Genomic DNA, 19,099 nt, shown 5'->3' with positions numbered 1-19,099 from the left:
CCGCAGAGAGCCCGCCGCGTCCGCTCTGGGTTTCAGTCGGAGGCCTGGTCGAGCACCTTGGCGAGGCCGGCGATGGCGGTCCTGGCCGACTCGATGCGCCTGGTCTGCGCCTCGTCGGTCCAGCCGAGCCGCAGGCCCTCCGCGGCCAGCTCGTCGAACGCGGTGAACGCGGCGAGCTTCTGCCGGATGACCTTGGACCAGGCGTCGTCCTCGATCTGGTAGTAGACGTTCCGCTCCCCTGGCTTGCGGAACCTGCGGATGAGCTTGATGGACGTCAGGAGGTGCATGTTCGTTGTCAGCGAGGCGCGGCTCGCGCCGATGGCGTCGGCGATGTCGCTCGCGGTCTGCGCCGGCGGGTCGCACGCCATGAGCCAGCCCAGGACGCGGCCGGTGATCGGGGCGAGTCCCCATTCCTCGGAGACGAACGCGGCGACCCGCTCGACCCATTCGAGCACCTGCTCGCGGTCAGGGCCGTCCGGCGTACTCATGCGGTCATCCTAACGTTCAGCTTTCTAGCCAGTAATTTCAGACTAGACTGAAACAACTGGCAATGGCAAGCCGATGTTTACTGGTTGCATGATTCTGGTTCTGGGTGCCACCGGCAGGACCGGGCGCCTCGTCGTCGGCGGGCTGCGGGACCGGGGCGTGCCGTTACGGGCGGCCTCCCGGTCGGCGTCGGTGCGCTTCGAGTGGGGCCTCACGTGAGACGGCCGTGCGCGAGGCCGGGCCGGCATGGACGATCCTGCGGCCCGGCGCCTTCCAGCAGAACTTCGCGACCCTGGCCGGGAAAGAGGAGCTGCGGCTGCCGCTGGGGCCGGAGCCGTACACCGCGCCGATCGACGTCGCCGACGTCGCGGTGGCCGTGCTCACCGGCGCGGGGCACGAGGGCCGGAGACCTTCGACGCCATCCGCCGCGGGGAGTACGCCCGGCTCCACGACGGGGTCCAGCGGATCCTCGGGCGTCCGCCCCGGGAGTTCACCGTCCTCGGGCCATCCGCCTGAGTTGCTGCGCCCGGGCGCTCACCGCGCGTGGGTCATCCGCCTGAGCTGTTGGGCCCGCGCGCCCGCGTCGCCCGGCAGGTCCCGCTCGGCGAGCCCGTCCGCGATCCGCTCGCGGAACTCGACCGGCCGGTGGTCGTCGTACTTGAACTTGGCCCGCACCTCCACCACCTCCAGCCGCAGCCCCCGGATCGCCGAGAGCATCTTCCGGTACGGCCCCGCGTCCGCGGCCACCTCGCCGTGCTCGCCGCCGGGCTCGTGGTGGGCCAGCTGGCGGCGCAGGATCTCGGCCTTGCCCTCCTTGTCGTCCACGATCCGGGCCTGGCAGGTGAGCTGCACCGAGGCGTAATAGCTGGTCGGCACGCCGGCCTCCGGGGTGTCGGAGCGCCAGCCCGACGGGATGTAGGCGTAGTCGTCGTGCACGGTCACCACCACGGCCGGGTTGGCCTCCAGCGCGGGCCAGATCGGGTTCGGCCTGGCCAGGTGGAGCACGACCGCACTGCCGTCGAACAGGAAATGCGTCGGCACCACGACCGGCGGGCCGCCGTCCACGCCGTTCGCGGCAAGCTGCCCGAAGTCGCGCGTACGCAGCCAGGCCCGCCATTCGTCGCCGTCGTGGGCCGCGTCCCAAGGATGAATGAGCACCCCATACCTCTTTGTATTAGTACATAATGGATTTTGTGTCAGAAAAGTACCTGATTGTGGGTGGGACTGCCAGCGAGCTTGCGGCCGCGGTCGAGGCCGCCGTGTCGGAGGGGCGGCTTTCACCAGGCGCGATGCTCCCGCCGGTGCGCGAGCTGGCCTCCCGGGCCGGGGTCAGCCCCAACACGGCGGCGGCCGCGTACCGGCTGCTGCGCGAGCGCGGCGTCATCGAGACCGCCGGGCGGCGCGGCACGCGGGTCAGGCCGCGCCCGGCCAGCACGTTCCGGGAGGAGATCCGCATCGAGGTGCCTCCTGGCGCGCGCGACCTGTCCACGGGCAACCCCGACCCGGCCCTGCTGCCGCCCCTGGGGGACGCCCTCGCCGCCGCGGCCCGCGCGCATGAGGAGCGGCCCGCCATGTACGGGACGGGTGACGACGAGGAGCTGATCGCCCTGGCCGGCGAGTGGCTGCGCGCGGACGGCGTACCGGCCGGCCCGCTGGCGATCACCTCGGGCACCCTCGACGCGGTCGAACGGGTGCTGGCCGCTCAGCTGCGCCCCGGCGACGCGGTGGCCCTGGAGGATCCGAGCTGGACGGCCCTGCTCGACCTGGTCGGCGTCATGGGGCTGCGTCCCGTGCCGATGCGGGTGGACGACGAAGGCCCCCTGCCCGACGAGCTCGGCCGGGCCCTGCGGACCGGGGTCCGAGCCGTCGTGATCACGGCCCGCGCCCAGAACCCGTTCGGCGCCGCCGTCTCCGCCGAACGTGCTGGGGCCCTGCGGGAGGTGCTGGCGGCGTACCCGGGGGTGCTGCTCATCGAGGACGACCACGGGGCCGGCTTCGTGGACCTTCCCCTGCACCCGCTGGCGGGGGTCACGCAGCGCTGGGTGCTCACGCGGTCGACGGCCAAGGCCTTCGGCCCCGATCTACGCGTCGCCCTGACCACCGGCGACCCGGTCACGCTCAGCCGGCTGCGCGGCCGCCAGCGCCTGGCCGCGGGCTGGGTCAGCCACCTGCTGCAACGCGCCGTCGCGTACCTCTGGCGTACGGACGCGGTGGACACGGCGGCGGTGGCGGCCTCGTACGCGCGGCGCAGGGACGGCCTGGTGACGGCGCTGGCCGGGCGCGGCATCCCGGCGCACGGGCGCACCGGGCTCAACGTGTGGGTGCCCGTCCCGGACGAGGCCACCGCGATCACCCGCCTGCTCGCCCGCGGCTGGGCCGTCGCGCCCGGCGCCCGCAACCGCATCGCCACGCCGCCCGCCATCCGCCTCACCGTCTCGACCCTGGCCGTCGACGAGGTGGACCGGCTCGCGGACGACGTCACCGCCGCCCTGCGCCCGTCCTCGAGCGGCCGGTACGGCTAGGTCCGGGACGGATACCGGGCTTCCGCGAGGTCCTCGGCGAGGTCGTCCAGCGTGAGGTCGGCGTTCAACGTGGTGACGACCGCCTGCGTCAGGGGGCGGAGGGCATGGACGTGCCGTATCGCGTCAAGGTCCACGGGCATCTCGTAGTAGTCCTCGGCGAACCGCTGGAACGCCTCCGGCGACGGATCCATGAGCAGCGCGAACAGGTGGGCGGACCCGTCGGGGTCGCGCTCGCCGTCCGGATAGTCGATATCACCCACCCGCCAGGCGTCGTCGCCGGCCTCCCGCCACAGGCAGGCGGTCACGACGGGCATGCCGTCCTCGTCGCGGAACGCGGGCTCCTCCACGCAGCGGCGGAAGACATCAGGCACCGAGTCGAGCACACCCGGCCACGGCCCGTCGTTCCCGTAGGGGCTCATCGCCGCCTCGTGGTCGAAACCGCGCACATATGCGCCGCCCGCCACGAAGACGATGGAGTATTCGTCTCCGGAACCGTTCCGCATGGACGCCATCTCCTCTCCTGGGGCCCAACCGGCGTCGAAGGAGTGGCGGCGGCTCTCCCAGTCCGGGCTCAGGATGGCCTCCAGCACGGCCATGGACCGGCAGAAGTCACGGAGCACGGGAATCTCGGGGAGAAGCCGGGCGACGTCATGAGCATTCATGCGCCCCATCCAACCGGCAAAGAGGCCCTTAAATAAGAGGTGGCCAAATCTATAATTTTGGGCGTACATAAACTAGGCTCACCATCGGATTGGCCGAAGTGGGCTGCGGTTTTGATAAGTACTTGACGGCAAGTTGAAGAGCCGCAAAATTTCATCTCCGTAGAGATTGATGAAGAGAACTTTCAGGGATATCTTCATGATCGACCGCCCTCCCCCACGGGCGGTGAGGTGTCGAAATGCTGCCATGTCGCAAATCGACGCCATTGGAACTGGGTGCCCAACCGTATCCCCCCACAGCACCTGTTCAGAGAGGTGAGCATGCCCACAATCGGCAGGCCGACCTGGCCGAAAGCCCTCAAACCCGCGATCACCGTCCTGTTGGTCACCGTCGCGGCAGCGCTGATTCCCCAGGCCGCCTCAGCACAGGACGCCGGCGTCCTGGCTGTGTCTCACAAGAGTCCGTTCAACTGCGGAAAGACCTTCTACGCCAACAACTGGACCGGGACCCCCGCCCACAACCCGTCCGGTTCTATCGACTGGCAGGACTACGGGGGCGACGACATCAACGGCGAGACCGTGCGTGCCACCGCCGCGGGCACCGCGACCTTCAGCGACGCGGGAAGCACCAGCTACGGCAAGTGGATAGAGATCCGGCACAGCGACGGCACCAGGACCCGCTACGCCCACCTGGCGACCATGGTGAGGTCGGCCGGCAGCACGTTGACCGTCAGCCAGGGCACCGTGATCGGGACCGTCGGCTCGACGGGCGGCTCGAACGCGCCGCACCTGCACTACGAACAGCGGACCTCCACCGGTGCGATGGACACCAGCCCGACCGTGGACGGCGTGACCGTGTCCCTGGGCCAGAAGAAGGCCATCACGAGCACCAACGGCTGCGGCAGCAGCAACCCCTACACCCCTGAGGAGGTCTGCGGCAGCGGTTACTCGGTCATCGACTCGGCCGCTCTCACGGGTGGCCGCACGTACCTGCTCTACAACTCGGGTAACGGCTACAACTGCGTCGTGACGCTGAAGTCGACGAACCTCGGCTCGGCGTCGGCGGTGTCGGCCTTCCTGGAGCCGCAGAACGAAAGCAGGACGACCGACTCGGGCAGCTACGACTACTACGCGGGTCCCGTCAGGCGCGACGCGGCCGGGCAGTGCGTCAAGTGGGGCGGCTCGGTCGGCAGCAGTTCCTACACCAGTGGCTTCGAACACTGCGATTAAGAGCGTGACGTCAATGGCCACTCCCCGATCGCGGGGGGTGGCCATTGCGCTGTTCGGGGCGGCGCAGCAACACCATGGCCAGCCATATCAGCGTGGGCAGAAGGACCAGCATCACGCCGATGCCCAAGGTGAAGAGGTATACGACGTCGGCGTCCGGTGACGAGATGTAAGCGTCATCGTTGTCCACCCGATGACGATATCGGCAGGTGAGCAGCCGCAGCCAAGCGAGCGGGGAGAGTCAGGCAAGACGACGCCCAACCGGTTCCAACTCCTGTCCAAGATGGCTACAAGTCCCCACGCCTATACCTGATGTCGATCAGCCGATGGCCCCGGGCCCGCGCTGATCATCCAGTGGATAGGGGGGCAACGTGGGGGAAGACCAGACCGGCGTGGATCGGCACGTCCTGGAGGACGTCGCCAAGGCGGCCTTGGCGCGAGCCGGCCGGGCGGCGGCCGGTGAGCGGGCCGCGAAGGAAGAGGACGCCTGGGAGATCCGCACCCGCAGGCCGTGGACGTATGTGACTCCGGCAGGCGCGGCGAACCGGGCGCAGGGTTGGAAGCTGCACGTCTCGGCGACGCCGCTGTCGGCGCCGGTGGTGCTGGCGCGCGCGGTGGAGGTGCTGGCGCGGCACCGCTGCTCGTTCAAGTTCGCCGCGACGCTGGCCGAGCTGTCCGGCCTGGTGGCCAGGGAGCAGGACCGCGGGTCGGTGGGCAAGTTCATCACCGTCTACCCGCCCGGCGACCGGGCGGCGACCGTGATCGCCGAGGAGCTGCACGCCGCCACCCTGGGCCTGCCCGGGCCGCCCATCCTGTCCGATCGCGCGTACAAGCCGGGCAGCCTGGTCCACTACCGCTACGGGGTGTTCTCCGCGCCCTCCGTGCTGGACAACGACGGCTCCTACGCCTCGCAGCTGACCGCCCCCGACGGCACCCAGGTGACCGACAAGCGCAACGCCTGGTACTCGCCGCCCTCGTGGGCGCCCTGCCCGTTCGAGTCGGGCAAGGCTCCGGTACGGGTGGCCGCGCCGCAGGCGGTGCTGCTGGCCGACCGGTTCGTGGTGCGCCAGGCCGTACGGCACAACGCCAAGGGCGGGGTCTTCCTGGCCGAGGACCGCGACACCGGCGGGAACGTGATCGTCAAGCAGGCCCGGCCGCACGTCGGCGCCAGGCTGAACGGACATGACGAGCGCGACGCGCTGCGCCACGAATGGCGGATGCTCGACCTGTTCGGGCCGCTCGGCGTCACGGCGCGCAAGGTGACGCTGTTCGACAAGGACGACAACCTGTTCCTGGTCCAGGAGCGCATCGAGGGGACCGTGCTCACCGTCTGGGCCGGCGAGCGCGGAGCCGAGGGCCCGGACCCGCGCCGGCGCGAAACGGTGCTGGGCCTCGTGGGGCGTCTGGTCGACCTGGTGGCGACGGTCCACGAGCGCGGCTACATCGTGCGCGACCTGACCCCGAACAACATCATCGTCACCGAGGACGGCGACTGCCGGCTGATCGACCTGGAGACCGCGGCGAGGCCCGGCACCCTGGTCGGGCGCACCCACACCCCCGGCTACGCGCCGCCGGAGCAGGAGAACTCCCCCGCCCTCGGGCCCTGCCCCGGCGTCGAAGTGGACCTGTACGCGCTGGGCGCGACGGTGTTCTACCTGGTCACCTCCTGCCAGCCGATGCTGGTCAAGGATCAGGACGAGCACGCCAGACCGTGGGACTCCCGGGTGCGCACGCTGGTCGACGTGGCCGTCGCCGGCGATCCCGTGGCCACCGAGCTGGCTCCCATGATCTTGGGGTTGATGGCGGAGGATCCCGCCCGGCGGTGGGACCTGGCCAGGGTCCGTACGTTCCTGGACGGCCTGACCACCGGCCCGGAGGTGGGGAACGGTTACCGGCTCGCCACGGCCGACCAGGACCGGCTGCTGCACGACGGGCTGGCGTACACCCTGCGCACCATGGGCGGGGACGCGCGGCTGTGGCCCAGCACCGGGTACGGCGCCACCGCCGACCCCTGCGGCGTGCAGTACGGCGCGGCCGGCGTGCTCCAGCTGATGGCCTCCGTGCTGAGGACCTCCCCCCAGGAATCCCTCGCGACCGCCCTGCGCGACGGCGCGAACTGGATGATCCACCGCCTCGCGGGCGAACACCGCCCCTCGCCGGGGCTGTACTTCGGCCGGGCCGGCATGGCCTGGGCCCTGTACGAGGCGGGCGCGGCGCTCGACGACCACGACATCCGCTCGGCGGGCCTGGACCTCGCCCTCGACCTGCCCGTCAGCTGGCCGAACCCGGACATCTGCCACGGCCTGGCCGGGACCGGGACGGCGCTGCTGCACCTGTGGAACGCCACCGGCGACACGAGATTCCGCGACCGGGCGAGCGACTGCGCCGACGAGCTCCTCAAGGTCGCGCAGCGCACCCCCGACACGGTGCTGTGGCCCATCCCCAAGGACTTCGACTCCGCGCTGGCGGGCGTCGTGCACTACGGCTTCGCCCACGGCGTCGCCGGGATCGGCGCGTACCTGCTGGCCGCCGGCGTCGCGCTCGGGCGCGAGGACTGCCTGGAGACCGCCGTCGCGGCGGGCCGTACCCTGCTGGACGCGGTCGACTACCACGGTGAGGCGGCCTGGTGGGGGGAGGGCCCGCACGGCGGGGCGAAGATGCCCCACTGGTGCAACGGATCCTCGGGGATCGGAACGTTCCTGGTGCGCCTGCACACGGTCACCGGCGACTGGGACGCGCTGGAGGTGGCCAGGGCCGCCGCCAGAGCGGTGCACGGCCACCGGCTGCGCTCCGGCACCGCGGCCTGCCACGGCCTGGCCGGAGACGGGCAGTTCCTGCTGGACCTGGCGGAGCTGGCCGACGACCCGATCTACCACGAGCAGGCCGAGGAACTGGCCGCCGTGCTGTGGACGCGCGCCACCGTGCGCGACGGGCTGCTCGTGGTGCCCGACGAGAACGCCCTTGAGGTGACGTTCGGCTGGAACACCGGGCTGGCCGGGGTGCTCGCCTTCCTGTGGCGGCTGCGCCACGGCGGTCCCCGCCCGTGGATGGTCTCCGACGAGGTGGCCGCGCGATGAGCACCGTCACCACCCTGCCCACGGAACTCAGGCGGATCAGCTTCCGGTTCTCCGGCGACGGGCGCCATGCCACCTGCCTGGCCGCGTACGGCCGTGACAAGCTCATGCCGGAGCTGTGGGACCTCACCGGTCCCGCGCCGCGGCCCCGCCTGTTACCCACCCGCGAAGGCGAGACCTCCTGGACGCTCCCGCTCCCGACCGGGGACGGCGACGTGCTGCTGTGCCGCCACGGCAAGGGGTCGGCGCGGTTGCTGCTCGCCGTCCCCGGCCCAGACGGCGCGCCGGCCGAGGAGTACGAGCTGCTCACCCCGCGCAGCGGAGGGCTCAGGCTCGTCGCCGGTGTCGCGCCGGGCACCGCCGCCCTGCTGTTCGAGAGCGGCGCGGACGGACGCACCACGGTGTGGCGCGTGTCAGGGCGCGCCGAGGCTCCCGAGCAGGTCGCCAGGCTGGCCGGTGCGGTCGGCGGGGGAGTCTGGCTCGACGAGGACGGCCGGCGGCTCGCGCTGGCCCGCCCCGAGCCGGGCACCGGCGGCACGCTCGTCCTCGACCTCGCCACCGGCCTTCTGACGGCACTCGACGGGCTGGCGGACGGCGAGCACCTGCTCATGGCCGCGCCGCGCACCGGCGTGCTGCTCACCGCGGCACAACGCGATGGAGCGTTCCGGCTCGGTGTCCGGCACCGCGACGACCCGGCGCCGACGGCGTTCCCCGAGCGGCTGAACCGCGTCGAGGGCACCGTCGCACCGCTGACCCTGGACCCCGACGGGCGGCACCTGGCCCTGTCGGCCGTCCGCCGCAGCCGCTCCGACCTGCTGCTGCACGACCTCGTGGCGGACACCGCCGTCGAGGCCGAGCTGCCGGCCGGGACGTTGCAGCCGCTGGCGCGCTGGACCACCGTCGGGCTGCACCTGCTGCACAGCACGCCGGACCGCCCGCTCGGCGTGGTCACCCTGACCGATCCGCTCCGGCCCCGGGCGCGGGCCGCCGCGGAGGAGCACGCGGGCGGCTGGGCACCGGCCCGTACGGTGGACCACCAGGGCCCGGCCGGGCCGATCGAGGCCATCGTGTACGGCGACCCGGCGACGAGCGAGCAGGTCGTCCTGGCGCTGCACGGCGGCCCGGAAGCCGCCTGGCCCTTCGGGTTCGACCCGCTGTTCCAGCGGATGGCCGCGGCGGGCATGGCGGTGGTCGCGCCCAACCAGCGGGGGAGCACCGGCTACGGCGCCGCGCACCGCGACGCCATCCACGGCGCGTGGGGCGGCCCCGACCTGGCGGACATCCTGCGGCTCGGGCGCACGCTGGCCGACGCGCGCGGCCCGGGCCGGCAACGGCCCATGCTGTACGGCATCAGCTACGGCGCCTACCTGGCCCTTTTGGCCGCCGCCGCGGAGCCGGACCTGTGGACCAGGGCCGCGGTCATCGCGCCGTTCCTGTCCGGGCGGGAGCTGTACCAGGACGGGGCGCAGCGCGTACGCACGCTGCTCGATCGGCTCGGCGGCTGCGTGGAGGCGGACGACGAGCTCGGCCCGCGCGACCTGGCCCGGCTGGCGGACCGGATGCGCCTGCCGATCATGATCATCCACGGCCTGCAGGACTCGATCATCCCGGTCACTCACTCCCGGCGGCTGCACGGCCGGCTGCTGGCGGCCGGTCACCCGGTGCCGCCGGTCTACCTGGAGATCCCCGTGGCCGACCACGACCCGCTGGCCTCCGGCGACGGACACCTGGTCACCGGCCTGCTCATCGACTTCCTGAGCGGCAGGCCCGTCACCGCCTAGCGGGTGCTCACAGACTCCGGCCCGTCGACGCGGGCCGGTACCCCACGCCGTCTCGAAACGAGCGGCAACTACCCAAGAAAGGAGAACGCGATGGAAATCGACATCAAGGCCCTGGACATGCTGCCGGCCGCGGAGGAGGCCGCGCTGTGGCCCTGTCTCATCACCTGCGAGGTCAAGACCTGCAAGGACAGTTGCTGGGTCACCATCTGACGAAAAATCCCCATTACTGAAGGAGAGAACACCATGGAAATCGACATCAAGGCTCTCGACATGCTGCCGGCCGCCGAGGAGACCTCGCTGTGGCCCTGCGTCATCACGTGCTTCATCTCGTGCAAGAACGACAGCTGCTGGATCACCGTCTGATGGAAATCGACATCAAGGCCCTGGACATGCTCCCGGCCGCAGAAGAGTCCTGGCTGTACCCCTGCACGCTGAGCTGCTTCGGCGTGACGTGCGAGGGCGATGAGACCTGTTTCATCACCCTCAGCCTGTCCTAGTGAAATCCCCGGGTCACCGCCGCCGGCGGTGGCCCGCCGGGTCCGTCGAGAAAGGAGCGTAAGGATGTCGGATCCCGTGGCAGGCATCGCCGGGGAGCGGGTGACGCACGAGCACGGCGACCGCCTGCTCGCCTCTCTCGCACGGCGCGCCTGGCGGCCGCTGGCGGTGGTCACCGCCGCGACCGCCGCCGCCTCGGCCGCGACACTGGCCATGCCCGCCCTGCTGGCCGCCGCGGTGGACAGGGTGCTCGCGGGCGAGGACGTGCTCGCCGCGGCGGCGCGGCTGGCCCTGGTCTTGGCCGTCATGACCCTCGCCGACCTGGTGTGCCACGTCGCGGGCGCCGCGGCCAACGCCTCGGCGACCTCCACGCTGCGTCTGCGGTTCACCGGCCACATCCTGCGCCTCGGCGTCGGGGAGGCCCGCCGGTTCCCGACCGGGGAGCTGGCCAACCGGCTCGTGAGCAACACCGCCGGGGCCGGGCAGGTCCCGCTGGCCCTGCTGGACACCGCCGCCGGGCTCGTCACCGCGGCGGGCGGCATCACCGCGCTCTTCCTCATCGACTGGCGCACCGGGCTCGCTTTCGTGGCCGGCCTGCCCGTCGCGCTCGTGATCATCCTCATGTTCGTCTCCCGGATGTCCGGGTTGTATGACCGCTACCAGGAGACGCAGGGCCGGCTGGCGGCCCGGCTCACCGACACCCTGGCGGGCATCCGTACCGTGCGGGCCTCCGGCACCGCCGACCGCGAGATCGCCCGCGTGCTCACCCCGTTGCCCGAACTGTCCGAGACCGGGCACGCCCTGTGGCGGGCCCAGGCCCGTGGCGGGTGGCGGATCGGCCTGGTGCTGCCGCTCATGGAGGTGGCGGTCCTCGCCGTGGCGGGCCTCGGCGTCGTGGCGGGCCGCCTCGAACCCGGGCAGCTGCTGGCCGTGGCCGGGTACGCCACGCTGGGCCTGTCGTTCATCGAACACGTCGACGCGGTGATGAGCGTGGCGCAGGCCCGCTCGGCGGCGCGGCGGGTCTCGCAGGTGCTCGCTCTGCCCACCCAGGCCCCCGGTACGCGCCCGGCCCTCGAAGGCCCCGGCACGTTGTCGTTCCGTGGCGTCACCGTCACGCGGGACGGCGCCCGGCTGCTCGACGGGCTCGACCTGGAGCTTCCCGCAGGATCGCTGACCGCCGTAGTCGGGCCGTCCGGCGCGGGCAAGACGACGCTGGCCATGGTGGCGGGCAGGCTGCTGGACCCCGACGGCGGACAGGTGCTGCTCGACGGCCGGCCCCTGGCCGAGCTCGCCCCCGACGCGCTGCGCGACGTCGTTGCCTACGCCTTCGAACGCCCCGCTCTCCTCGGCGGTGACCTCGCCTCGGCCATCGCCTACGGGCGGCCCGGGACCAGCCTTGCCGCCGTACAGGAGGCCGCCGCGTCCGCCCGCGTAGACGACGTCATCCGCCGGCTCCCCCAGGGGTACGACACCCCGGCCGCGGGCGCGCCGCTGTCCGGCGGCGAGCTCCAGCGCCTCGGCCTGGCCCGCGCGCTCGTACGGCGCGCCCGGCTGACGGTGCTCGACGACGCCACCTCCAGCCTCGACACCGCGACCGAGGCTCAGGTGACCCGCACCCTCGTGGACGGGATGCGCGGACGCACCCGCCTGGTCGTCGCGCACCGGGCGACCACCGCCGCCCACGCCGACCTGGTCGTCTGGCTCGAGAACGGCCGGATCAGCGCTCAGGGCACACACCGGGAGCTCTGGAACGACCCGTCCTACCGCGCCCTGTTCGCCGCCGAGGAAACCAGTGGGAAGGAGGAGGCGTGTCCGGTGCCTCGCTGACCCCGCTCCTGGGGCCGCGCACGCTCAGCGCGCCGCGCCTGCTGCTGGCCCTGCTCCGGCCGCGCAAGCGCCCGCTGGCCGTCGCCCTGGCCCTGTCCGCCGTCGAATCGGCTCCGACGATGCTGTCCGGGCTGCTCATCGCCGCCGCCATCGACCGCGGGTTCCTGGCGGGGCGGCCGGGGACCGGACTCGCCCTGCTCGGGCTGCTGGCCGCCGTCATGTCGCTCAAGGCGGTGGCCACCCGGTTGACGCTCCCCGTCCTGGCCAAGGTCGTCGAACCGCTGCGCGACGACCTCGTACGTGCCGTCGTCACCGCCACGGTGACCCGCGCGGCCGGCGGCGCCGAACCACCCGACACCGCCGCCGTCAACCGGCTCACCGCGCAGGTGGAAACGGTGCGGAACCTGGTGTCCGCCCTGCTGCGCAGCAGCCGCCAGCTCGGCATGTCGTTGATCGCCGCGCTGGTGGGGCTGCTGGCCCTCTCTCCGCCGGCGGCCGCCATCGCCGTGGGACCGGTGGTGCTGGCCCTGGCCGTGTTCGCCTGGCTGCTGCGTACGCTGGCGAGCCGGCAACGCGCGCTGATCCTGGCCGACGAGCGGCTCACGGCCGAGGCCACCCCGATCCTGTCCGGACTGCGGGACGTCGCCGCCTGCGGAGCCCACGACCAGGCCCGCGCGACGGTGGACGCCGCGGTCTCCGCGCAGGTGGCGGCCACCATGTCGATGGCCTGGGCGGGCACCGGCCGGCGGCTGGTCGTCACGCTCGGCGTCCACGTGCCGCTGCTCGTTCTGCTGATCGCCGCCCGTCCGCTGGTCGACGGCGGCCACCTGAGCGCGGGAGAGGTCATCGGCGCGGTGACCTACCTGGCCACCGGGCTCGACCCGGCGTTGCGCATGCTCATCAGCACGGTCGGCGGGTGGGGAGTGGCCCTCGCCGTCACGCTGCGCAGGATCGCCGAGTCCGTCACCGTGCCGGTAACCTCCCCGCGGACCGGGGCCGGGCCCGGCCCGCTCGGGCACCGGCTCGACGCCGAACGGCTGACCTTCGGCTACGCGCCCGGGGCGACACCGGTCGTACGCGACCTCGACCTCACGATCCCCGAAGGGGAGCACCTGGCCGTGGTCGGCCCGAGCGGCGCCGGCAAGTCCACCCTGTCGATGCTGCTGACCGGGCTCCTGCCACCGACCGGCGGCCGGATCGTGCTCGGCGGGCTCCCGCTCGACGAGACTCCGGAACACCGCCTGCGCACGATGATCGCCCTCGTGCCCCAGGAGGCGTACGTCTTCGCCGGGACCGTCCGCGAGAACCTGGCCTACCTCGGCGCGGAGACCGACGCGCGGCTGCGGGCGGCGGCCGCCGCCGTGGGAGCCCTGCCGCTGGTCGAACGGCTCGGCGGGCTCGACGCCGTCATCGAGGAGCCCTCCTCGCTCTCCGCCGGGGAGAAGCAGCTCATCGCCCTGGCCCGCGTGCACGCCTCGCCTGCGCGGACCGTCGTGCTGGACGAGGCCACCTGCCACCTCGACCCGGCTGCCGAGCAGCGCGCCGAGGAGGCGTTCGCCGGACGCGACGGCACGCTCGTCGTCATCGCGCATCGCATCAGCTCCGCCATGAGAGCACGGCGCGTCCTGCTGATGGACGGCGGCACCACGACCGCCGGAACGCATCAGGAACTGCTCACCCGATCCCCCCTGTACGCCGACCTGGTCGGCCACTGGCGCACGAACGAGAAAAGGACCATGCCATGAGCACCCCGAACGGTCCCAGCGACATCGTCTGGGACGTCACCTACGCCTGCCCGCTGCGATGCGTGCACTGCTACTCCGAGTCCGGCAGGCGGCCGGCCCGGCAGCTGAACCACGACGAGATGCTCAAGGTCGCCGACGCGATCGTCTCCTTCGGCCCGCGGGCGGTGGAGTTCGCCGGCGGCGAGCCGCTGCTGGTCAGAGGCATCACCGAGGTCGCCGGGCGGCTCCGCGAAGCGGGGATGGGCGTCAACGTCTACACCGGCGGATGGACGCTCGACCGCCGCTCGGCCGAGGAGGTGACCCGGGTCTTCTCCCGGATCACCGTGAGCGTCGACGGGGCCGACGCCGAGGTGCACGATCGGATCCGCGGGCGGGCCGGTTCGTTCGAGCGGGCGATGAACGCGCTGACCCTGCTGAACGACCTCTCGGAGGAGCGGGTGGCCAACGGCCTCGACCCGGTCGAGTTCGGGGTCGACTACGCGGTCCTGCGGTCCAACCTCCACCAGCTGGAGGAGTTCTGCCGCACGGTCGCCCCTCGCTTCCCGTACCTGCGCTTCCTCACCTTCGCCGCCGCGGTGCCGTCCGGGCTCGCGAGCCGGCAGGGGTTCGCCGATCATGAGCTGCTGAGCTTCGACCAGCTGCGCACGCTGGTGAGCGGCGAGCACGTCGAACGCCTGCGCTCCCTCGCACCCCGCCAGGTGCAGGTGGCGACGTCGGACAACATGGTCCTGATGATGCATCCGAACGCCCTGCGCCGGTACGGTTTCCCGCTGCTGCAGGTGGAGCCGGACGGCGAGGTGCGCGCGATGCCGATCTACGAGGGCACCGTCGGCAGCCTCCTCACCGAGGACGCCGGCACGCTGTGGCAGCGCGCGGTGGAAAGGTGGAGCGACCCCGTGGTGGTGGAGGCCCTGTCGGCGGTTCGGTCGATGGACGACTGGGCCGAGGCGACCCGGCGCATCGACTACCACTTCGGCACCGACGAGGTCCGCCGCCGCATCGACCGCCGCCCGTCGCTGGTCCCGGCACCGGCCGGGAGGTGACGGGCGTCAGGCCACGGGGTGCGGTGCGGTGCGGGGCCGGGCGGCCAGCAGGTGGTCGATGAGCGCGAGCAGCACGTCGCGGGCCGCCGTCCGGTCGCGGGCGTCGCAGAGCACCAGCGGCACCTGCGGGTCGAGGTCGAGCGCCTTGCGGATCTCCTCGGACGTCCGGTCCTTGACGCCGTGGAAGCAGTTGACGCCGACGACGAAGGGGATGCCGCGGCTCTCGAAGAAGTCGATCGAGGCGAAGCTCACGTCCAGCCGCCGGGTGTCGACCAGGACGACCGCGCCCATCGCCCCGTGCACCAGGTCGTTCCACATGAACCAGAAGCGTTCCTGCCCGGGGGTGCCGAACAGGTAGAGCACCAGCTCGCGGTTGATGGTGATGCGCCCGAAGTCCAGCGCGACGGTGGTGGTGGACTTGCCGCTCACGCCGTCCAGATCGTCGACGCCGACGCTGGCGTGGGTGAGGTACTCCTCCGTACGCAGTGGGGCGACCTCGCTCACCGCGCCGACCATGGTCGTCTTCCCGACGCCGAACCCGCCGGCGATCAGGATCTTCACCGCCAGGGGAGCGTCGTCCCCTTGGTCAGAGCTTGCGTAAGCCATCCCTCACCGCCTCAAGAATTGTCACATCGGGAAGACCGCCGCCCGCCTGGGCGAAGGCCAGCGGTGGCCGGGCCCGCATCTGACCGTTCTCGATCAGATCGCCAATGAGGATCTTGGTCACTGACACCGGGAGGTTCAGCGCCGAGGCGACTTCGGCCACCGCCAGCGGCCGCTCGCACAAGGCGAAGATGGTGCGGTGCTCCGGCTGCATGCGCCTCAGCCCGCGTCCGGTCTGCGAGGAGACGCCGGAGAGCGAGGTCACCAGCGTGATCAGCGTGAGGTCGTCCCGTTCCGGGGCGGTCCGTCCGCCGGTGATCGTGTAGGGGCGGACAAGGGGCTCGTCGGCGTCATCGTCGTCGAACCCCTCAGTCCAGTGCTTCATCCGCGTCTCCCCGCGTCATCGGCCTGCGGGGTACGCGCGTCGGTGCCCAGCTTCTGGCCGACCTGCTGGACGAGGGTGTGCATCGCGACGCTCATCAGCTCGGCGTCCACCTCCTGGGAGGCGACCACGGCCAGATGGGTGCCGCGGCCGGCGGTCGTGATGAACAGCCACAGCTCGGCCATCTCGATGATGACCTGCTGCACCGGTCCGCCGCTGAAGAGCTGCCCCACGCCGCGAGCCAGGCTCTGCTGGCCGGTGGCGATCGCGGCGAGGCGTTCGGCGTCCGAGCGCTCGATGGTCCGGGACCGGCTGATCACCAGGCCGTCGTCGGACAGCACGATGGCGTGCCGGGTGCCCGCGACCTGAGCGACCAGACCGTCCAGGAGCCAGTCCAGGTCTGCGTTGGTGGCGGTGGTTCGCTGCGTCATCATCGATCTTCCGTCGTGGGTGAGCCGGGCTCGGGGGATCCGTCCGGCCGGGGCTGGAAGGCGTCATCACCGGTCCGGCGCCTGCGAGACTGCCTCTGGAACGCGCCGATTGTCGCACTGGATCGGCCGGGCTGCTCGCGTGGGGCCCAGGCCTCCTGCTCGGTCTGTTCGTCCCCGTTCGCCGGGACCTTGAGCTCGGTGACCAGGCTGGCCTGGCGCACCCGCTGGGGCAGTGGCCGGCGGGCGGACGGCGGGAGGGCGTCGTCCGGGATTCCGGTGGGCGCTGTCACGTACGCCATCGCACGTCCCCTGGAGCGGGTGGGCAACTGCCCGTCCGCCGGTTCCTCCTGCGGGCGAGGCTCCGGACGGGCCGCCTCCGGGGCCGAAGCCGGGGCCGGGGCGGCCTCCTCGGGCACCGCACGCGGACGGTCCACCACCAGCGCTTCCGGGAGCAGCACGATGACCCGGGTGCCGCCGAAGGCCGACGACCGCAGCTCCACCTGGAGGCCCAGGCTCGCGGCGAGCCGGGCGACCACGTACAGGCCGAGCCGGACGTCGTCGGCGTGGGTCATCACGTCGAGCTGCGGCGGCGACTTCATCAGGGCGTTGGCGGCGGCGTACTGCTCGGCCTCCATGCCCAGGCCGCGGTCCTCGATCTCCACGGCGACGCCCCGGCTGACCGGTGCGGCCCGCACCTCGACGGGGGTCATCGGCTTGGAGAAGGTGGTGGCGTTCTCCATGAGCTCCGCCAGGACGTGGACGAGCGGTCCCACCGCGCGCTCGCTCACCCAGGACTCGCCCTCGACGTCGATCGAGATCCGCCGGTAGTCCTGGACCTCGCCCTGTGCGGCGCGCAGCACGTCGAGCAGGTGCACCGGCTTGCGCCAGCGGCGCTGCGGCTGCCCGCCGCCGAGGATCACCAGGTTCTCCTCGTAGCGGCGCAGCCGGGCCGTGAGGTGGTCCAGGTCGAACAGGCCCTCCAGCACCTCGGGGTCCTCGTGCTTGCGTTCCAGCTCGTCGAGCTTCTTCAGCTGCAGGCCGATGAGGATCTGGGTACGGCGGGCGATGCGCTGGAGCATGCGCTGGAAGCCGCGGTGCTGTTCGGCCTGCCGCACGGCGGTGAAGACCGCGCTGCGGCTGGCCAGGTTGAGGGCCTGCCCCAGCTCGCCGAGCTCGTCGGGGGTGGGCTTGAGCATGTGCACTTCCGCGTCCACGTCGACGTCCTCGCCGCGCTCCAGCCGGGCGACCACCTTGGGCAGCCGCTCCTGGAGCTCCTGGGCGTCCTCGCGCAGGTGGAGGATGCGCCGGCGAAGAATGGAGGTGAGACGCCAGCTGGTGAAGATCACCAGGCCCAGGGCGAGCAGGCCCACGCTGGTGACGCTCATGAAGATGACGAAGAGCATGCCGGCGTGGTCGTAGCCGATCTTGCTGACGTCGGCGAGCCGGAGCCGCAGGAGCTGCGTCACCTGCTCGGTGACCGTGTCCACCGAGGAGCGCCACTCGGTGCTGTCCCCGCGCAGGGTCACCTGGTTGCCGCCTGAGGAGGTCAGCCGCTCCTCCAGCGCGGTCATGGCCACCCACGCCTTGCCGGTCATCAGCGTCTCGTACCGCTTCTCGTCGCCGATGAGGCTCGGGATCACCTGGGAGCGCATGAGGTGCTTCCTGGTGCCGGCGGCGTCGGTGACGAGGCCGTACTCGTCCCTCGTCAAGTGCCCCGACTTCCAGCCGCGGGCCAGGACGGCGTCCTCGCGGCCGATCAGGTTGACGACCCAGAACAGGTCGACCAGGGTCTGCGCGCTGCTGTTCACCTGGCCCTCGTCGGTGTGGCTGAGGACGGTCAGCACGCGCAGGTCCGACTCGATGACCCCGCTGTAGTAGTCGAACGCCTTCTGCGGGCTGGCCCAACCGGCGTCCACCGCCCGGCGCTGCTCGTCGAGGAGGTTGAGGCTGCGGTCGGTACGGGAGATGGCGTCGCCGAGCCCCTCCGGCCCCTTGGCGGTGTCCAGGGCCGTCAGGGGACGGAAGGCGCTCACGGCCTGGTCGGTCAGCGCGCGCTGCTTGGCGAGCTTGCCCGCCGCGGCGCCACCGGGGTCGGCCTGCGTCTCCGCGGTGAGCAGCCGTTCCTTGTCGAGGCTGAAGAACAGGTCGGACGCGGGTGCGCCGACGGTCTTGGTGGCCAGATCCATCTGGGCCTTCTCGGCCCGCCACTGGGAGGACAGCTGGAACATGCCCGAGGCCAGCAGCGGGGTGAAGGTCAGACTCGGCACGAACACGATGATGAGCAGCACCGTACGCAGGGGCAGCCGGCGGGCACCGGCCAGCCGTCGCGACTGGGACGACGCGCTCCCGTCGCCCACGGTCTCCGTCCGCCGTCGCCCGGCCCTGCCCCATCCAGCCACGTGGAGGACACTCTCCTCACCAATCGGTGACAATCACCCAACTAGGCGATAGGTGCCTGATAGTAGCCATACGGCAGTTGAGTCGAAAGCCCCGCTTTCCCGGGCTTTGCCGCCCCCGGCGTGGGCCGGGGGCGGCGGCGGGTTCACCTGTAGCCGGCGGCGACGATGTTGGCCTGCACCGCGTTCTCGGTGGCGTCCGTCGGATAGCCGGAGGTCATCACGCCCTCGTAGAAGGTGCCGGCGGAGCCGTTGCTGTTGTCTCCGCCGATGCCGAGGATGATGGCTCCTTCCTTCTTCATCGGGTTGTAGCCCGCGACGTTGGGACGTGCCCCGTTGTAGTAGGTGGACAGGTTGCCCGACTGCGCGTTGCCGGCCCGGATGGACCAGTGGTTCGGCTCGCCCTTGACGATGGCGGTCAGGTAGCG

20 protein-coding genes are annotated in these 19,099 nt (G+C 71.9%); 11 read left to right on the top strand and 9 right to left on the bottom strand.

Translation table 11 applies throughout. The annotated features are described in order from the left end of the window. Window positions 1-32: 32 nt before the first annotated feature. On the bottom strand, window positions 33-488 hold the full coding sequence (locus tag ACWDRB_RS64955; protein WP_449912096.1) for a GbsR/MarR family transcriptional regulator: 456 nt from the start codon (window positions 486-488) through the stop codon (window positions 33-35). Between the two features lie 88 nt (window positions 489-576). Here ACWDRB_RS64955 and ACWDRB_RS64950 point away from each other — a divergent pair, with 88 nt between their 5' ends. Then, window positions 577-705: a hypothetical protein gene (locus ACWDRB_RS64950; protein ID WP_449912094.1), complete on the top strand. Its 129-nt coding sequence runs from the start codon at window positions 577-579 to the stop codon at window positions 703-705. Window positions 706-1,020: 315 nt separating this feature from the next. On the opposite strand, the gene ACWDRB_RS64945 is transcribed toward ACWDRB_RS64950, so the two are convergent. Further along, the gene (locus ACWDRB_RS64945) at window positions 1,021-1,644 is read right to left on the bottom strand and encodes an FMN-binding negative transcriptional regulator (RefSeq protein ID WP_449912092.1); all 624 of its coding nucleotides are present in this window, start codon (window positions 1,642-1,644) and stop codon (window positions 1,021-1,023) included. A gap of 35 nt (window positions 1,645-1,679) precedes the next feature. Here ACWDRB_RS64945 and ACWDRB_RS64940 point away from each other — a divergent pair, with 35 nt between their 5' ends. Beyond that, window positions 1,680-3,008, top strand: a complete 1,329-nt coding sequence (locus ACWDRB_RS64940) for an aminotransferase class I/II-fold pyridoxal phosphate-dependent enzyme (RefSeq protein ID WP_449912090.1) — start codon at window positions 1,680-1,682, stop codon at window positions 3,006-3,008. Here the strand turns inward: ACWDRB_RS64940 and ACWDRB_RS64935 are convergent. Beyond that, window positions 3,005-3,670, bottom strand: coding sequence for a hypothetical protein (locus ACWDRB_RS64935; protein WP_449912088.1), 666 nt, complete (start codon window positions 3,668-3,670; stop codon window positions 3,005-3,007). The two genes, ACWDRB_RS64940 and ACWDRB_RS64935, sit on opposite strands and share 4 nt — an antisense overlap. Before the next feature lie 318 nt (window positions 3,671-3,988). Here ACWDRB_RS64935 and ACWDRB_RS64930 point away from each other — a divergent pair, with 318 nt between their 5' ends. Then, window positions 3,989-4,897 (top strand): M23 family metallopeptidase, encoded by a 909-nt coding sequence (locus tag ACWDRB_RS64930; RefSeq protein ID WP_355212784.1) that lies wholly within the window; start codon window positions 3,989-3,991, stop codon window positions 4,895-4,897. Window positions 4,898-4,907: 10 nt separating this feature from the next. Here ACWDRB_RS64930 and ACWDRB_RS64925 read toward each other — a convergent pair whose 3' ends face one another. Continuing rightward, complete coding sequence (locus ACWDRB_RS64925) at window positions 4,908-5,084, bottom strand: hypothetical protein (RefSeq protein ID WP_449912086.1); 177 nt, start codon at window positions 5,082-5,084, stop codon at window positions 4,908-4,910. A gap of 181 nt (window positions 5,085-5,265) precedes the next feature. Here ACWDRB_RS64925 and lanL point away from each other — a divergent pair, with 181 nt between their 5' ends. The 8 genes from lanL (at window position 5,266) to ACWDRB_RS64885 (ending at window position 14,859) form a co-directional block, all read left to right on the top strand. After that, window positions 5,266-7,971 carry a class IV lanthionine synthetase LanL gene (gene lanL, locus ACWDRB_RS64920; RefSeq protein WP_449912084.1) on the top strand — a complete coding sequence of 902 codons (2,706 nt, stop codon included), beginning with the start codon at window positions 5,266-5,268 and terminating at the stop codon, window positions 7,969-7,971. Next, complete coding sequence (locus ACWDRB_RS64915) at window positions 7,968-9,749, top strand: S9 family peptidase (protein WP_449912082.1); 1,782 nt, start codon at window positions 7,968-7,970, stop codon at window positions 9,747-9,749. Before lanL ends, ACWDRB_RS64915 begins: the two co-directional genes overlap by 4 nt. Window positions 9,750-9,839: 90 nt before the next feature. Continuing rightward, window positions 9,840-9,959, top strand: coding sequence for an ALQxL family class IV lanthipeptide (locus tag ACWDRB_RS64910; protein ID WP_350742721.1), 120 nt, complete (start codon window positions 9,840-9,842; stop codon window positions 9,957-9,959). A gap of 33 nt (window positions 9,960-9,992) precedes the next feature. Next, entirely contained in the window at window positions 9,993-10,112 is a 120-nt protein-coding gene (locus ACWDRB_RS64905; protein ID WP_350742719.1) for an ALQxL family class IV lanthipeptide, read from the top strand. Next, window positions 10,112-10,246: an ALQxL family class IV lanthipeptide gene (locus ACWDRB_RS64900; protein WP_363978582.1), complete on the top strand. Its 135-nt coding sequence runs from the start codon at window positions 10,112-10,114 to the stop codon at window positions 10,244-10,246. Before ACWDRB_RS64905 ends, ACWDRB_RS64900 begins: the two co-directional genes overlap by 1 nt. A 64-nt stretch (window positions 10,247-10,310) precedes the next feature. Beyond that, window positions 10,311-12,071 carry an ABC transporter ATP-binding protein gene (locus ACWDRB_RS64895; protein WP_449912079.1) on the top strand — a complete coding sequence of 587 codons (1,761 nt, stop codon included), beginning with the start codon at window positions 10,311-10,313 and terminating at the stop codon, window positions 12,069-12,071. Next, the gene (locus ACWDRB_RS64890; protein ID WP_449912078.1) at window positions 12,053-13,816 is read left to right on the top strand and encodes an ABC transporter ATP-binding protein; all 1,764 of its coding nucleotides are present in this window, start codon (window positions 12,053-12,055) and stop codon (window positions 13,814-13,816) included. The genes ACWDRB_RS64895 and ACWDRB_RS64890 overlap by 19 nt, the downstream gene beginning before the upstream one ends. Next, a complete protein-coding gene (locus ACWDRB_RS64885; RefSeq protein ID WP_449912076.1) occupies window positions 13,813-14,859 on the top strand; it encodes a radical SAM protein in 1,047 nt (348 codons plus the stop codon). Before ACWDRB_RS64890 ends, ACWDRB_RS64885 begins: the two co-directional genes overlap by 4 nt. Before the next feature lie 6 nt (window positions 14,860-14,865). On the opposite strand, the gene ACWDRB_RS64880 is transcribed toward ACWDRB_RS64885, so the two are convergent. The 5 genes from ACWDRB_RS64880 to ACWDRB_RS64860 form a co-directional block, all read right to left on the bottom strand. Continuing rightward, window positions 14,866-15,465, bottom strand: coding sequence for a GTP-binding protein (locus ACWDRB_RS64880; protein WP_449912074.1), 600 nt, complete (start codon window positions 15,463-15,465; stop codon window positions 14,866-14,868). Continuing rightward, window positions 15,446-15,847 carry a DUF742 domain-containing protein gene (locus ACWDRB_RS64875; protein WP_355212771.1) on the bottom strand — a complete coding sequence of 134 codons (402 nt, stop codon included), beginning with the start codon at window positions 15,845-15,847 and terminating at the stop codon, window positions 15,446-15,448. The genes ACWDRB_RS64880 and ACWDRB_RS64875 overlap by 20 nt, the downstream gene beginning before the upstream one ends. Next, window positions 15,844-16,278, bottom strand: coding sequence for a roadblock/LC7 domain-containing protein (locus tag ACWDRB_RS64870; RefSeq protein WP_449912073.1), 435 nt, complete (start codon window positions 16,276-16,278; stop codon window positions 15,844-15,846). Before ACWDRB_RS64870 ends, ACWDRB_RS64875 begins: the two co-directional genes overlap by 4 nt. Beyond that, window positions 16,275-18,674: a sensor histidine kinase gene (locus ACWDRB_RS64865; RefSeq protein ID WP_449912072.1), complete on the bottom strand. Its 2,400-nt coding sequence runs from the start codon at window positions 18,672-18,674 to the stop codon at window positions 16,275-16,277. Before ACWDRB_RS64865 ends, ACWDRB_RS64870 begins: the two co-directional genes overlap by 4 nt. Window positions 18,675-18,817: 143 nt before the next feature. Beyond that, window positions 18,818-19,099: arabinofuranosidase catalytic domain-containing protein (locus ACWDRB_RS64860; RefSeq protein WP_449912070.1), on the bottom strand; the 282-nt coding region annotated here is incomplete at its 5' end.

It is taken from the genome of Nonomuraea sp. NPDC003707, assembly GCF_053587055.1.
The sequence above is the reverse complement of the archived record's forward strand: the minus strand, read 5'-3'. Positions and strand labels throughout refer to the sequence as shown.

Excerpts from the sequence above, each read along its gene's own strand:
- ACWDRB_RS64955 (WP_449912096.1), bottom strand. The coding sequence starts at position 488 with ATGAGTACGCCGGACGGCCCTGACCGCGAGCAGGTGCTCGAATGGGTC.
- ACWDRB_RS64950 (WP_449912094.1), top strand. The coding sequence starts at position 577 with ATGATTCTGGTTCTGGGTGCCACCGGCAGGACCGGGCGCCTCGTCGTC.
- ACWDRB_RS64935 (WP_449912088.1), bottom strand. The coding sequence starts at position 3,670 with ATGAATGCTCATGACGTCGCCCGGCTTCTCCCCGAGATTCCCGTGCTC.
- ACWDRB_RS64930 (WP_355212784.1), top strand. The coding sequence starts at position 3,989 with ATGCCCACAATCGGCAGGCCGACCTGGCCGAAAGCCCTCAAACCCGCG.
- ACWDRB_RS64915 (WP_449912082.1), top strand. The coding sequence starts at position 7,968 with ATGAGCACCGTCACCACCCTGCCCACGGAACTCAGGCGGATCAGCTTC.
- ACWDRB_RS64910 (WP_350742721.1), top strand. The coding sequence starts at position 9,840 with ATGGAAATCGACATCAAGGCCCTGGACATGCTGCCGGCCGCGGAGGAG.
- ACWDRB_RS64905 (WP_350742719.1), top strand. The coding sequence starts at position 9,993 with ATGGAAATCGACATCAAGGCTCTCGACATGCTGCCGGCCGCCGAGGAG.
- ACWDRB_RS64900 (WP_363978582.1), top strand. The coding sequence starts at position 10,112 with ATGGAAATCGACATCAAGGCCCTGGACATGCTCCCGGCCGCAGAAGAG.
- ACWDRB_RS64895 (WP_449912079.1), top strand. The coding sequence starts at position 10,311 with ATGTCGGATCCCGTGGCAGGCATCGCCGGGGAGCGGGTGACGCACGAG.
- ACWDRB_RS64885 (WP_449912076.1), top strand. The coding sequence starts at position 13,813 with ATGAGCACCCCGAACGGTCCCAGCGACATCGTCTGGGACGTCACCTAC.
- ACWDRB_RS64880 (WP_449912074.1), bottom strand. The coding sequence starts at position 15,465 with ATGGCTTACGCAAGCTCTGACCAAGGGGACGACGCTCCCCTGGCGGTG.
- ACWDRB_RS64875 (WP_355212771.1), bottom strand. The coding sequence starts at position 15,847 with ATGAAGCACTGGACTGAGGGGTTCGACGACGATGACGCCGACGAGCCC.
- ACWDRB_RS64870 (WP_449912073.1), bottom strand. The coding sequence starts at position 16,278 with ATGATGACGCAGCGAACCACCGCCACCAACGCAGACCTGGACTGGCTC.